Raw genomic sequence first — 13,525 nt, forward strand, 5'->3', positions numbered from 1 at the left:
TCGCGGATATCGATGCCCATGGGACAGACGGCGACGCAGGCATTGCAGTCGACGCAATCGCCGACGGCCTGGTGGGCGGCCGCGGCTTTCTTGGTGCCGCGAGAGCGGGGTTCGCCGCGCCAGTCGTTGTAGGTGACGACCAGCGAATTCTCGTCCAGCATCGCCGCCTGGATACGCGGCCAGGGGCACATATAGGTGCAAACCTGCTCGCGCATCAGGCCGCCGAAGATATAGGTCGTGGCCGTCAGGGTGGCGATGGTGAAATAGGCAACCGACGGAGCCTGGAAGGTCAGGAGATCGTGGGCGAGTTCCGGCGCATTGGCGAAATAGAACACCCAGGCGCCTCCGGTCAGCATGCCGATGACGATCCAGGCCGCATGCTTGAGCGTGCGCTTCCAGACCTTGTCGACGGTCCAGGGCGCCGCATCGAGCTTGATGCGGGCATTGCGATCGCCTTCGACAGCCCGCTCGACGACGAGGAAGAGGTCGACCCAGACGGTCTGCGGACAGGTATAACCGCACCAGGCACGGCCAACGGCCGTGGTAACCAGGAAGAGGCCCAGGCCGGCCATCACCAGGAGGCCGGCGACGAAATAGAATTCCTGCGGCCAGATCTCGATGAAGAAGAAATAGAAGCGGCGGTCGGCCAGATCCAGTAGGATCGCCTGGTCAGGCGCATAGGGTCCGCGATCCCAGCGGATCCAAGGCGCGAGGTAGTAGATGCCAAGCGTGATCGCCATCACGATCCATTTGAAGCGGCGAAAATCGCCCTCGGCACGTTTGGGAAAGATTTTCTTGCGTGCGGTATAGAGAGGCTGGCGCAGACGCGCGGCATTGACGGGGGCCGCTTCGAGCCTCTCGATGCTCTCGTCATTTGCGTTTGTTTCGCTGACCGACATGATTGCTGACATTCCCGACCTCGACATCGAGGTAGAGTGTAGCCGGTCGCCACATGCGGCCACTTGATCTTGGTCAACTCAAAAGCATCTACGGTGCCGCGACTGAAGCAGTTACCGGACAGCGGTCAACATTTTCAACAGGGAGCCTCATCATGAAAACGATGCCCGCACATGTCGTTCATCTGTCGATCGGGAGACACTGGCGAGACGTCTATGCCTTTGCCGGGAAACCGGAAAACATATCGCGTTGGGCATCGGGCCTTGCCGACGGTCTCACCCGGGACGGCGACGAATGGATGGCCGATGGCGGACCGATCGGCAGGATCAGGGTGCGGTTCGCGCCGGAAAATCCCTTCGGCGTCATCGATCATGTCGTCACCCTGGAGGACGGGACAAAAATTGATAATGCCTTGCGCGTCGTGCCGAATGGCGAGGGCGCGGAGGTGATGTTCACGCTGCTGCGCCAGCCTGGCATGGACGATGCCGCCTTTGCCGCCGATGCGGCCCTTGTCCTCAAGGACCTGCAGACACTCAAGGCCTTGATGGAGGCGAGCCATACCGCATGACGCAAGTTTAAAAGAGGCCCCCGGAATCGGTCTTCCGGGGGCTGTCGGCAGCAGCGATTGGACTATTCGCCGCCACCGAGAGCATGGACATAGACGGCCAGTTGTTTGACGGTCACGTCTCCCAATCGTGCCGTCCAGGCCGGCATCATGCCATGCTTGGGACTTGTCATCTGTCGGATGATCGCATCCTCGCCCTTGCCCTTCAGCCAGATGGCGTCGGCGAGGTTGGGCGCGCCGACCTCGCGCTTGCCCTTGGCGTCGTCGCCGTGGCAGGCGGCGCAATTGTCGGCGAAGATTTTCTTGCCGGGCTCGACCAGCGATGGGTCATGCGGCTTGCCTGTCAGGCTGACGACATAGGCCGCGACCTGTTGGATCTGGTCGGGTTGAATGACATCGGTAAAGGACGGCATTTCGGAGAAGCGGGTGTCCGGATCGTCCGATCGGATGCCATGCGAGATGGTCGAATAGATGGCGTCGACCGAGCCGCCCCAGAGCCAGTCATTGTCGTTGAGATTGGGGAAGCCGGGGCCACCCTCGGCGCCGGTGCCATGGCAGGGCGTGCAGTTGATCTTGAAAGCGGCCGCACCGCCATTCATGGCAAATTGCGAGAGCTGCGGATCCATAGCGATGTCCTTGACCGACATGGCGGCGATCTTGTCGAGCGTTGCCTTCTGCGCGGCCTTCGCCACGGTCAGTTCCTGGGTCAGCTCCTGGCGGTTAGTGTAGCCAAGCACGCCCTTGGTCGCCTCATGCACGAGCGGCCAGGCCGGATAGAAGATGGTATAGCCGATCGCCCAGACGATGGTCGCATAGAAGGTATAGACCCACCAGCGCGGCATCGGATTATTGAGCTCGCGGATACCGTCCCATTCATGGCCGGTGGTCTCGACGCCCGAAATCTCGTCGATATGTTTGTCTGCCATTTCCTAGTCCTCCTTGAGGGGGATCTGTGCGGCCTCGTCGGCGTGCCGCTTGGCGCCGGGCCGGAAAACGAAGGCGATCGCGGCCACGAAGAAGGTCAGCATGAGCAGCATGGCCCAGCTGTCGGCGAAATGGCGCATGGCTTCATAAGTGTTCATGGCGATCTCCTCAGCGGTAACCGGATGCGTCGTTATAGGTGGAGAAGTCGACCAGTGTGCCGAGCATCTGAAGATAGGCGATGAGTGCGTCCATCTCCGTCACGCGGGTCGGATCACCGTCGAAGTCGCCGACCTTGGCTTTCGGGTAGCGCTTCAAAAGCGCTGCCGTATCGGCATTCGGATCGGCCTGGGCCTTGAAATCGGCATCGGCATTGTCGAGCATGTCCTTGCTGTAGGGCACGCCGACATCCTTGTTGGCGACCAGGTTGCCCTTGACGTCGAAGGATGAGAGATCGAGCGGCGTGTCCCTGAGGAAGGCATAGCTCGGCATGATTGATTCCGGCACCACGGAGCGCGGATCGGTCAGATGCTGGACATGCCATTCGTTGGAATAGCGACCGCCGACGCGCGCCAGATCCGGTCCGGTACGCTTCGAACCCCATTGGAACGGATGATCGTACATCGATTCTGCGGCCAGCGAGTAATGGCCGTAGCGCTCCACTTCGTCGCGGAAAGGCCGGATCATCTGGCTGTGGCAGAGGTAGCAGCCTTCGCGGATATAGATGTCGCGGCCCGCCAGTTCGAGCGGCGTGTAGGGCCGCATGCCGTCGACCTTCTCGATCGTGTTCTGCAGGTAGAAGAGAGGCGCGATCTCGACGATGCCGCCAATGGTGACGACGAGCAGCGAGCCGACCAACAACAGCGTGGCATTCTTTTCGAGGATTGCATGTTTTTCGAGGATACTGGCCATTGTCGGCTCCCTTATTCGGCCGGTACGGCGACAGGACGGGCGCCGGGCATCGGCGCCTCCTGGCGTTCGTAGCCCTTGATGGTCATGTAGACATTGTAGGCCATGACGAGCCCGCCCCCGAGGTAGAGGAGGCCTGCGAAGACACGCAGCAGGTAATAGGGGAACATGGCGCGGACGACTTCGGCGAAGGAGTAGACGAGGAAGCCTTGGCTATCATATTCGCGCCACATCAGGCCCTGCTGGATGCCGGCAACCCAAAGGGCGGCGGCGTAGATGACTATGCCGATCGTTGCCAGCCAGAAGTGCCAGTTGACCAGACGGAGACTGTAGAGGCGCTCACGGTTCCAGAGCTTTGGCGTCAGGTAGTAGATGGCGCCGAAGGTGATCATGCCGACCCAGCCCAGCGCGCCGGAATGCACGTGGCCGATGGTCCATTCCGTATAGTGGCTGAGCGAGTTGACGGTCTTCACCGACATCATCGGGCCTTCGAAGGTCGACATGCCGTAGAAGGCGAGCGCCATCACCATCAGGCGAATGATCGGGTCGGTGCGGACCTTGTCCCATACGCCGGAGAGCGTCATCAAGCCATTGATCATGCCGCCCCAGGAAGGCATCCACAGCATGATCGAGAACACCATGCCGAGCGTCTGCGCCCAGTCGGGCAGAGCGGTATAATGCAGGTGATGCGGGCCGGCCCAGATATACATGAAGATCAGCGCCCAGAAGTGGATGATCGACAGCCGGTAGGAATAGACGGGGCGATTGGCCTGCTTGGGGATGAAGTAATACATCATGCCGAGGAAGCCGGCGGTGAGGAAGAAGCCGACGGCATTGTGGCCGTACCACCATTGCGTCAGCGCATCCTGCACGCCCGAGAACACCGAATAACTCTTGTAGCCGAGGAAGGAGACCGGGACCGCCAGGTTGTTGACGATATGCAGCATGGCGATGGTGACGATGAAGCTGAGATAGAACCAGTTGGCCACATAGATATGCGGCTCCTTGCGGTTCAGGATCGTGCCGAGGAAGACCACGAGATAGGCGACCCAGACCACCGTCAGCCAGAGGTCGACATACCATTCCGGCTCGGCATATTCGCGGCCCTGGGTGATGCCCAGAAGATAGCCGGTCGCGGCCATGACGATGAAGAACTGATAACCCCAGAAGACGAACCAGGGCAGGCTGCCGCCGAAGAGCCGCGCCCGGCAGGTGCGTTGCACGACATAGAGCGAGGTGCAGATCAGCGCATTGCCGCCAAAGGCGAAGATGACGCCTGACGTATGCAGCGGCCGCAGCCGGCCGAAATTGAAATAGGGGCCGAAGTTCAGGTCCGGATAGGCGAGTTGCGCCGCGATGACGACGCCGACCAGGAAGCCGACGACGCCCCAGAAGACGGTGGCAATGACGCCATAACGGATCACGTCATCCATATAGCCGCTGCGATCCGGCGCCGGCATGATCACGCCGGCAGGCGCGAACCGCACACGCCGCAGCAGCAGGATCGTGCCGATGAGAAGGGTGATGAAGGCGACCCACATATGCGCCTGGAACAGGCTGTCATGGGCAAAGCCAGCGGCGAGCAGCACCACGAAGGCGCCTAGCGCAACCAGCGCGGTCTCGATCGGATAGTTGTTCATTGTTGTCCCCGACGTCAATGAGTGTCGCGCCGGCCCTGCCAGCGCGCGGCGGGAGGCACCAACCTTCCCGACTGTCGGCCGAACATCTCACACCGGTCAGAGGCGGCCTTGACCCAGATCAACGCCAATTCAGCCTTTCTCCCGAAGACTTGGCCGATGATTTCGCCGGGAGCACGAAGGAGCAGGCAGTGAAAATCATCCGCTTTCCAGGCAAGCCCGCTGCCACGCCGGATCCCTGCGCTCCGCTGGACCGGTGGCAGCAGGCTCATGACGAGCAATTGCGGCTCTGCAACGAACTGGAGGACATTGCCGATTCCCTGCCGCGCATGATCAATCGCCAGAAATGCATCTACGCGGCCAAGGCGCTTGGGCCGCTCATTCGCGGTGTGCATCACTATGAGGACAATGTCCTCTTCCCTGCATTCGAGGCACGCATGCTCGCGTCGCCCGATTTCGCCAAGACGCTGGCACGGTTGAAATTCGAGCATTTCGAGGACGAATGTTTCGCCGATGAACTGGCCGAGCGCCTGCTGATGCTCGGTACCGGACGCGGCGACGTCAACATGGAGGCCACGGGCTACATGCTCAGGGGGTTTTTCGAATCGGTGCGACGCCACATCGCGTTTGAGCGCGACTATTTCGCCACGCTCGGCCTGATGGCCGCCGCACCCTCGGACCGCCACTGATTGGCGACAGGCGCCGAGACAGGCGCCGAACATTGCCGCGACCGACCGGCTGAATGCCCGCGCCGGCAGGCTTTATCGCTGTCGACCTTGATCTCGATCAACGTCATCAGCCGATTCGTCGCTAAAACTATCCGCCATTGGTCTCAGTTGGCAGACACTGCCAGCACCCCTATCTTGCAGGAAGGTTTGAGGACATATCGATGCAAGCGCTGCGCAAGGAACCCTGCAATTCAGTCATTCCCGCCACCTGCATGGCCTGCGAAGCCAGGCGCGGCGGCGTCTGCGGCGCGATGACGCCGGCGCAACTCCGCGAACTCAGCCGGTACGCCGTGCGCAAGAAAATCAGCCATGGCGGCGAATTGCTCGGCCAGGGCGAAAAGCTTGTCTCCTACGCCAATATCCTCAAGGGCGTGGTCAAACTCACCAAGGTAATGCAGGACGGCCGTCAGCAGATCGTCGGGCTGCAATTCGCACCGGATTTCCTCGGCCGTCCCTTCGCCCGCGAAAGCGCGCTGACCGCCGAGGCGGCCACCGATGTCGAGATCTGCGCCGTCTCCAAGGCGGCGATGGATCGCATGGTCGGCAATTGCGCAGAACTGGAGCACCGCCTGCACAATCAGGCGCTGGCGGAACTCGACGATGCCCGTGACTGGATGCTGACGCTCGGCCGCAAGACCGCGCGCGAGAAGGTCGCGAGTTTCCTGCATCTGCTGGCCGCACATTACGAACCGGAAGCCGACGACGAGATCGAGTTCGACATTCCGCTGACCCGCCAGGAGATCGCCGATTTCCTCGGCCTGACGATCGAGACGGTCAGCCGCCAGATCACCCGGCTGAGAATGGATGGCGTGATCAGCGTCGTCGACAATCGCAATGTCACCGTCCCAGACATCGGCCGTCTGCGGACTGTCGCCGGCGGCGCCTGACCCCACCCTTGCCAAAAAATCACTATCCGACGCCGCAATCCGGCATGCTGGGCTTTTGTTGACGCGCTAGGGTCACGCTGATATGACTGCTTGATCGCAGGCGGGAAGCCAGTGGAAATCTGGCGCGGTCGCGCCACTGTCATCGTCTCCGGACGAGAGCCAGACCCCGATTTGCGATAGAACGTCACTTCTAGGTTGAACGCGCCATTCACGGAGACTGAAATGTCCGATACTACCCTCAACAACACGATCGCTATCCCGGCTCCGATTCCGCTCGGCCAGGTCCTTCCCTGGGCCGTCTTCGCCGGCCTTCTCCTGATGATCGGCATCTATTTCGTCGGTGCCGAAGAAGGTGCGACCTCGCTGATTTCGGGCATGGGAGTCCATGAATATTTCCATGACGCCCGTCACCTGCTCGGATTTCCCTGCCACTAAAGGGTTTCCAACATGACCGGACAACTATTGCTGCGCGGCATGATTGTCGGGCTGATTGCTGCTATTTTGGCATTCGGTGTCGGCAAGATTTTTGGCGAACCCATGGTGGATCGCGCCATCGCTTTTGAAGAACAGCAAGCCAAGAAAGAGCATAAGGCCCAGGAGCCAGAGTTGGTTAGCCGCGCCACTCAGTCCGGTAGCGGGCTGTTCAATGGCACACTCATCATCGGCGCCGCGATTGGCGGTCTTCTGTCGCTGACTTTCGCCTTTGCCTATGGCCGTCTCGGCGGGCTCGGTCCGCGCGGTACGGCTGCTATTGTGGCGGTTGCCGGCTTTATCGCCGTGATCGCAGTGCCCGAACTGAAATATCCGGCCAATCCGCCCGCTGTCGGCAACCCGGATACAATCGGCGTTCGCACCGAATTGTTCTTCGTTCTGATCCTCGCTTCAGTGGTAGGCATGGTTCTGGCGTTTATGCTGGCTCGCAATCTCGCAGCGAAATTCGGCGCATGGAACGGCATTATTGCCGCCGGTCTCGCCTATATTATCTTCATCGCTGTCGTGCAGGCTCTCCTGCCTGTGATCAATGAGGTTCCAGAGAATTTCTCAGCCTATGTGCTGTGGAATTTCCGCCTTGCCAATCTCGGCATGCATGCAGCTCTGTGGGGCGTTTGCGGCTTGCTGTTCGGCTGGGCTGCCGAGCGCTTAATGATCAAACGGGGCGCTTATCGGCCGTCTTTGGCGCGCTGATGCGAAACAAGATTCGGCCGCCAACCGTGGCGGCCGAATTGTTTTGGGCGCGAGGTCCAACATGGCATTGCTGCGTATCGTTGTTGCGGTTTTCCTGGGGCTTCTGGCCAGTCAGACCCTGGCGCACGGCAATTACAAGCCGAGCAATACGTCAGGCATCCCGATCCCCAGCCTCTCCCATGGCGAGATGGCGATCATTTCACAATATCGCAGCCGCATCCTGTTGATCGCCGGACAGGTCAACAAGACCGATTCGACCTTCCGGACATTGCTGAATTTTGGCGCGATCCAATATTCCTACTGTCTCTGGGGTATCGCACCGGGCGCGATCACCGACGAACTGAGCCCGTTCAACGAATGCGCCCACGCTTATCTTTCAGGCGCCAAGGCACTGCTCTTCCATATGCGCGACATGCCCGACGTTTCCGCCCAGGCAAATGCGCTGATTTCCGATATCGATGCTGATGTCGTGCGCACCGGGGCCGCGCTGATCGGCTGCCAGTTCTCCGGCGAGAGCTTCAACACGGCCGATTTCGTCCGGCCGCATTGGGAAAACCTGACGCGGCACCGCCCGACGTTCTATGCAATCGGGGCGGCGCTGCTTCTGTTGCTGAGTCCTGTTCTTATCCGCCTGGTTTTATCGCGACGGACGTCAGGCTCCATAGGCGCCTGATCAGGCGGCGACCGCTGTCGTCGAGTCATCCGTCGTCGCATCGTCAGATTGATCGCCCCAAGCCGGCGGCATGCCGCCATCCGGCGGTCCCATCCAATTACCGCCGCCGCGATCGTGTTGCTTCACGCTCTGGGCGAACTGGTCCTCGGTGATCGAGCCGGTGTTCTGCGTGTCAATCTCGGAGTAGACCTTGGCGGCCTGGTCCTTGCCCATGCGGTCGGCATTGGCGGAGACGAATTCGTCCTTGGTGACCTTGCCGTCGCTGTCGCCATCCATGTTCGAATACATTTTCGAGATGTCCTGCGGGCCGCCCATGCCACCGCGGGGCATCATGCCGCCCTGCTGGCCCATGCGCATCAGCACGTCCATGTTGGCGCTGGACATCTTGCTTTCCGGCCCGGCTTTGTCGGCGGTGTTGAAGTTGCCCTTCTGCTTGGCGTCGTCCCACTTGTGCGTCTTGGGGGAGGCGTTCGAAGCAGAAGCACTGCTCGAATCGCCCGTGGTCTGGGCCGCCGCGATCTCTGCCTTCAGCTGGGTGATTTCTGCGTTGAGCGCGGCCTTGTCCTGGTCGGTCTTTGCCTTCGCCAACTGGCTCTGCTTATCGGCCAGTTCGGCCTTCAATTCCGCCGTCTTGCTGCTGCTGTCCGAAGACGACGAGGCCGATGCTGCCGTCGCTGTCGTGGATGCACTGGAAACTGCACTTACCATGATTGTCCCTCATGCGATTCGAATCGGTTCGACTCACTGGGGGCCTAATCTAGGAGAAAGAATTTAAGGTAACTTACCGTGCAGCCGGGTACCATTTCTCCGGCTGCACATGCGCATGGTGAGGTTTTCAGGTCGAGAATTTCACGCACATCGGCGTGCCGACCTCGATCGACTTGCCGGTATCGGTAAGCGTTCCCGTTTCCGCGTCACGGGCGAAGATCGAGATGCGATCGCCATTCTGGTTGGCGGAGAACAGATGCTTGCCGGATGGCGTGATCGCCAGATTGCGCGGTGTGGCGCCGCCGCAGGGAAAGAAGCCGACCAGCGACAGTTTTCCGCTCGCCGCATCGACGGCGAAGCACGAGACGCTGTCATGGCCGCGGTTCGAACCATAGATGAAGCGCCCGTCCGGCGAGATCTGGATATCGGCGCAATAGTTGGATGCTCGCGCTTCGGCTGGAACCGCCGGCTGGGCATCGAGCTGGGTCAGCGCGCCGCTGGCGCGATCGAGCCGGAAGCTGGCGACGGTCGAATTGAGCTCATTCATCAGGAAGATCAGCTCGCCATCCGGATGCAGCGCCACATGCCGCGGTCCGGCGCCGGGCGCGGTTTCACACACGGCGAGGCGTTCCAGAGTGCCGTCGGCTTTCAGGCTGTAGGTTGTCAGCGTATCGCTGCCGAGATCGGCGACCACTGCCCGTCCGCCGCCGATCAGTTCGGTGACGCTGTGGGCATGGCTGCGCTCCTGACGGTCGGCATCAGGTCCCGTTCCGGTTTGACGAGTGCTGGCGACCGGAGCGGAGAGACCGCCATCGGGGCGGATATCGAAAACCGCGACCGACTGGTCGGGGCCACTCTCGCCCGTGCCGTAATTGACAACGAGCAGTTTGCCGCCATCGCGGCTCACCATGTTGTGCGCGGCGATACTGCCGAGCGTCGCCTGCATGTTGATATAGTCGAGCACCTTCGTCTCGCGATTGAAGCGATAGGCGGAGACCAGGCCTTCCTTCCAGCCGAAAATCTCCGAATTGGCATAGACATGGGTGCCGGAGGCATCGACCGACAGGAATGTCGGATTCTCGATCTCCGGCGCATTCGCCAGCTCCTCCACGGCGAGCGTATCCTCGTCGAAACTGTAGACGACGAGACCCTTGCCGCGCGCACCCTGGAAATATGGTGCCTCGCGATTGAGCGTGCCGACGAAGGCCAGATATTTCGATGCCATTTCTTCCTCCCAACATGTGCCGTGGCTGCTTTTCACCGCACCGCCGCATTTTGTCCAGCCACATCTTCATCCGCGGGCTTGCAAATTCAATCCATATGTGAAAATACTCTTCAAATAAGAATATTACCGAAGAAAGCGCGACGGAGGAGACCGCGACCGGAAGCGTGTCGAAAACAGGCTGCGCTTCATCAAGCCGGTTTTCATCGGTGACACGACCCGCACCAACATGAACAAAAGGCCCCGCTACAGGGACGTGGGCCTGGTCCACGCCTCCTGTGACGTGTTCAAGGGCGAGGACGCGCTGGCGCTCTGCTGCGAGCGTTTGCAGACGGTGAAATACAAAAATCCCGGCGATGTCGTCGGTAGGACCGAAAAGTGAGACCATGACCACCGAGACCGAATTGCCGCTCAGCGGCCTTGTCGTCGTCGATATGAGCCAGTTCCTTTCCGGGCCTTATTGCTCGCTGAGGCTGATGGATCTCGGCGCGCGGGTGATCAAGATCGAGCGGCCTGACGGAGGCGACCTGTCGCGCCGGCTCTATCTCAGCGACACCGAGATCGGCGGGGACTCGACCATTTTCCATGCCATCAACCGCGCCAAGGAAAGCCTCGCCATCGACCTCAAGAACGAGGACGACATGCGGGCGCTGAAGACCCTGCTCTCTAAGGCCGACGTGATGATCCAGAATTTCCGGCCGGGCGTGATCGAGCGGCTGGGCCTCGACTATGAAGCCGTCAACCAGATCAATCCGCGCATCGTTTATGCCTCGATCAGCGGCTATGGCGAGGACGGTCCCTGGGTCAAGCGTCCTGGCCAGGACCTGCTGGCGCAGTCGCGCTCCGGCGTGATGTGGCTGAATGGCGACGAGCATCAGGGGCCGGTGCCGTTCGGGCTCGCCGTCGGCGACATGCTCGCGGGTGCGGCCGCCTGTCAGGGCATTCTGGCCGCACTTGTCCGCCGCGGCATCACCAACAAGGGCGGCAAGGTCGAGACCAGCCTGCTCGAAGCGCTGGTCGACTTCCAGTTCGAAGTGCTGACCACCTATCTCAATGATGGCCAGCGCCTGCCGAAACGTTCCGCCTTCCGCAGCGCGCATGCCTATCTCTCGGCGCCCTATGGCGTCTATCCGGCCAAGGACGGCTATCTGGCGATCGCCATGACGCCGATCGCCAAGATCGAAAAATTGCTGGAAATCCCGGAACTGGCCGCCTTCAGCGACAATCCCTCGACCTGGTTCACAGAACGCGACGAGATCAAGAAGCTGATCTCGGAAAAGATCGAAACCAAGACGATCGCCGAATGGCTGGCGATCCTCGAACCAGCCGATATCTGGTGCGCCAAGGTGTTGAAGTGGGACGAGTTGCTGGCCAGCGAAGGCTTTGAAGTGCTCGACATGCTGCAGACCGTTACCCGTGAGGACAATGTCTCGATCGCAACGACGCGGTCGCCGCTGCGCGTCAACGGCATCAGGCCGAAATTCACCCGCGCGGCACCGCGCATCGGCGAGCACAGCGACGCGATCCGCAAGGAGTTCGGCCTATGAGCGTGACGCTGAAGGGCATGACCTGGAGCCATCCGCGCGGCTATGACCCGATGGTCGCCTGCTCGACGCTGTGGAAGGAAAAGACCGGCGTCACGGTCGAATGGGACAAGCGCTCGCTGCAGGATTTCGAGAGCTTTCCGGTGGAGGAACTGGCGCGGGCCTATGACATGATCGTCATCGATCATCCGCATGTCGGCCAGATCACGCATGAGAAATGCCTGCTGCCGCTCGATATCGAGGGCCGCGAGGCCGAGCGCAAAGCACTCGCCGACGGCAGTGTCGGCGCCTCCTATCCGAGCTACAACTGGCAGGGCCGGCAATGGGGTTTCCCGATCGATACGGCGACACAAGTGCAGGCCTATCGGCCCGACCTGATCAGGGAAGCGCCGAAGACATGGAGCGACATGCTGGCGCTGGCGCGTGACGCCCGCGTGCTCCTGGCGCTCAGGCCACCGCATACGCTGATGACCTTCTTCACGCTCTCCGGCAATCTCGGCAAGCCCTGCCATACGGATGGCCCGAATGACCTGATCGACGCAAAGACCGGCGCCGCAGTCTTCGGGATGATGCGCGAGATCGCCGATCTCGTCGATCCCGCTTGCTTCGACATGGACCCGATCGCTGTTTACGAACGGATGGCCGAAGCCGGCTCGACCATCGCCTGTTCTCCTCTGGGCTATGGCTATGTCAGCTATTCGATGGCCGGCTTCAGGCCCAATCTGCTGAAGTTCGCCGACATTCCCGTCGCCGGCAGCGATGGCCCGAAGGGCTCGGCGTTGGGGGGCACCGGTATCGCCGTCTCGGCTTTCAGCAAGGCGCCGAAGGAAGCAGTCGATTTCGCCTACTGGATCGCCAGCGGCGAGGTGCAGAAGGGGCTTTACGCCGCCTCCGGCGGCCAGCCCGGCCATGCCGACGCCTGGGAGGATAACGCGGTCAATGCGGCAACGGCCGATTTCTACCGCTGCACGCGGGCGACGCTGGAAGCCGCCTGGGTTCGGCCGCGGCACAATGGCTACATGGCGTTCCAGCAGGCGGCATCCGATCGCATCAATGCCGGCCTGACCGGCGGAGAGTCGGCAGCAGCGGTCGTCACAGATCTCAACCAGCTGTTTCGCGGCAGTTTCAAGGCATCGTAAAGACCGGCGAGCGCCGGCGCCTTGTCGCGGTCATTCGGATCGTCTTCCACGCGGGCTGGAGCCTTTCAGGGCGCGAGGTCGTAGGTGACCCAGACGGTGCGCGTGGCGACCTTGTCATAGACCGCGCGGGCGCGATAATTGTTCTCCGCCGTGATCCAGCGGATCACCGACCAGTTGCGCGAGCGGCCGAGTTCCTTCGCCGCGGCGAAGAGATCGTCGACAATGCCGGAGCCGCGCAGGTTGGGATCGACGAACAAGTCATCGAGATAGCCGGCAACGGTGGCGCTGAGCGGCCGCAGGAATTCACGGATATGGGCGATGCCGACCGGTCGGCCCTCTGCGTCGAGCGCCATCAGGCAGACGATCCGCCCCTCGCCAATCCAGCCCCAGACGCGATCGCGCATTTCAGCCGTCTGCTCGACCTTGTAGAAAGCCGCATAACCGGCATAGAGGCGATCCCAGTCGGCCCGGCGGTTGGCGATATCAGTGATGACGGTGTGGTTCGACATG

At 61.2% G+C, this 13,525-nt stretch carries 16 protein-coding genes and 1 pseudogene; 9 read left to right on the forward strand and 8 right to left on the reverse strand.

The features are described 5' to 3' along the window. On the reverse strand, window positions 1-911 hold a 911-nt coding region (gene ccoG, locus AC1D06_RS02305; RefSeq protein ID WP_477984705.1), incomplete at its 3' end, for a cytochrome c oxidase accessory protein CcoG. Between the two features lie 140 nt (window positions 912-1,051). On the opposite strand from ccoG, the gene AC1D06_RS02310 reads away from it, so the two are divergent. Beyond that, a complete protein-coding gene (locus tag AC1D06_RS02310) occupies window positions 1,052-1,465 on the forward strand; it encodes an SRPBCC family protein (RefSeq protein ID WP_477984707.1) in 414 nt (137 codons plus the stop codon). Between the two features lie 62 nt (window positions 1,466-1,527). Here AC1D06_RS02310 and ccoP read toward each other — a convergent pair whose 3' ends face one another. The 4 genes from ccoP to ccoN are packed head-to-tail and all read right to left on the reverse strand — an operon-like array spanning window position 1,528 to window position 4,932. After that, on the reverse strand, window positions 1,528-2,388 hold the full coding sequence (gene ccoP / locus AC1D06_RS02315; RefSeq protein ID WP_477984709.1) for a cytochrome-c oxidase, cbb3-type subunit III: 861 nt from the start codon (window positions 2,386-2,388) through the stop codon (window positions 1,528-1,530). A 3-nt stretch (window positions 2,389-2,391) separates the two neighbouring features. Further along, on the reverse strand, window positions 2,392-2,544 hold the full coding sequence (locus AC1D06_RS02320; RefSeq protein ID WP_477984711.1) for a cbb3-type cytochrome c oxidase subunit 3: 153 nt from the start codon (window positions 2,542-2,544) through the stop codon (window positions 2,392-2,394). A 10-nt stretch (window positions 2,545-2,554) separates the two neighbouring features. Continuing rightward, a complete protein-coding gene (ccoO, locus tag AC1D06_RS02325; protein WP_477984713.1) occupies window positions 2,555-3,295 on the reverse strand; it encodes a cytochrome-c oxidase, cbb3-type subunit II in 741 nt (246 codons plus the stop codon). Between the two features lie 11 nt (window positions 3,296-3,306). Next, a complete protein-coding gene (gene ccoN / locus AC1D06_RS02330; protein WP_477984715.1) occupies window positions 3,307-4,932 on the reverse strand; it encodes a cytochrome-c oxidase, cbb3-type subunit I in 1,626 nt (541 codons plus the stop codon). Between the two features lie 188 nt (window positions 4,933-5,120). Here ccoN and AC1D06_RS02335 point away from each other — a divergent pair, with 188 nt between their 5' ends. From AC1D06_RS02335 to AC1D06_RS02355, 5 genes are all read left to right on the forward strand, one after another. After that, window positions 5,121-5,618: a hemerythrin domain-containing protein gene (locus AC1D06_RS02335; protein WP_477984717.1), complete on the forward strand. Its 498-nt coding sequence runs from the start codon at window positions 5,121-5,123 to the stop codon at window positions 5,616-5,618. 200 nt (window positions 5,619-5,818) lie between these two features. Beyond that, complete coding sequence (locus AC1D06_RS02340) at window positions 5,819-6,544, forward strand: Crp/Fnr family transcriptional regulator (protein WP_477984719.1); 726 nt, start codon at window positions 5,819-5,821, stop codon at window positions 6,542-6,544. 222 nt (window positions 6,545-6,766) lie between these two features. Beyond that, window positions 6,767-6,979, forward strand: coding sequence for a CbtB domain-containing protein (locus AC1D06_RS02345; protein WP_477984721.1), 213 nt, complete (start codon window positions 6,767-6,769; stop codon window positions 6,977-6,979). A 12-nt stretch (window positions 6,980-6,991) separates the two neighbouring features. Beyond that, window positions 6,992-7,729 (forward strand): CbtA family protein, encoded by a 738-nt coding sequence (locus AC1D06_RS02350; RefSeq protein ID WP_477984723.1) that lies wholly within the window; start codon window positions 6,992-6,994, stop codon window positions 7,727-7,729. 61 nt (window positions 7,730-7,790) lie between these two features. After that, window positions 7,791-8,402, forward strand: coding sequence for a hypothetical protein (locus AC1D06_RS02355; protein WP_477984725.1), 612 nt, complete (start codon window positions 7,791-7,793; stop codon window positions 8,400-8,402). Here AC1D06_RS02355 and AC1D06_RS02360 read toward each other — a convergent pair whose 3' ends face one another. Both AC1D06_RS02360 and AC1D06_RS02365 read right to left on the reverse strand, forming a co-directional pair. Further along, the gene (locus tag AC1D06_RS02360) at window positions 8,403-9,110 is read right to left on the reverse strand and encodes an EF-hand domain-containing protein (RefSeq protein WP_477984727.1); all 708 of its coding nucleotides are present in this window, start codon (window positions 9,108-9,110) and stop codon (window positions 8,403-8,405) included. A 127-nt stretch (window positions 9,111-9,237) separates the two neighbouring features. Beyond that, on the reverse strand, window positions 9,238-10,335 hold the full coding sequence (locus AC1D06_RS02365) for a lactonase family protein (protein WP_477984729.1): 1,098 nt from the start codon (window positions 10,333-10,335) through the stop codon (window positions 9,238-9,240). 172 nt (window positions 10,336-10,507) lie between these two features. Between AC1D06_RS02365 and AC1D06_RS02370 the strand changes: the two are divergent. The 3 genes and pseudogenes from AC1D06_RS02370 to AC1D06_RS02380 form a co-directional block, all read left to right on the forward strand. Next, a pseudogene (locus AC1D06_RS02370) lies at window positions 10,508-10,714 on the forward strand (hotdog family protein); the annotation flags it as partial. 4 nt (window positions 10,715-10,718) lie between these two features. Continuing rightward, on the forward strand, window positions 10,719-11,879 hold the full coding sequence (locus tag AC1D06_RS02375) for a CaiB/BaiF CoA transferase family protein (protein WP_477984731.1): 1,161 nt from the start codon (window positions 10,719-10,721) through the stop codon (window positions 11,877-11,879). Continuing rightward, window positions 11,876-13,015: an extracellular solute-binding protein gene (locus AC1D06_RS02380; RefSeq protein ID WP_477984733.1), complete on the forward strand. Its 1,140-nt coding sequence runs from the start codon at window positions 11,876-11,878 to the stop codon at window positions 13,013-13,015. Before AC1D06_RS02375 ends, AC1D06_RS02380 begins: the two co-directional genes overlap by 4 nt. Before the next feature lie 65 nt (window positions 13,016-13,080). Here AC1D06_RS02380 and AC1D06_RS02385 read toward each other — a convergent pair whose 3' ends face one another. After that, window positions 13,081-13,524, reverse strand: coding sequence for an N-acetyltransferase family protein (locus AC1D06_RS02385; RefSeq protein ID WP_477984735.1), 444 nt, complete (start codon window positions 13,522-13,524; stop codon window positions 13,081-13,083). Window position 13,525: the final 1 nt, after the last annotated feature.

This window comes from Rhizobium sp. P2_G2 (genome assembly GCF_056403555.1).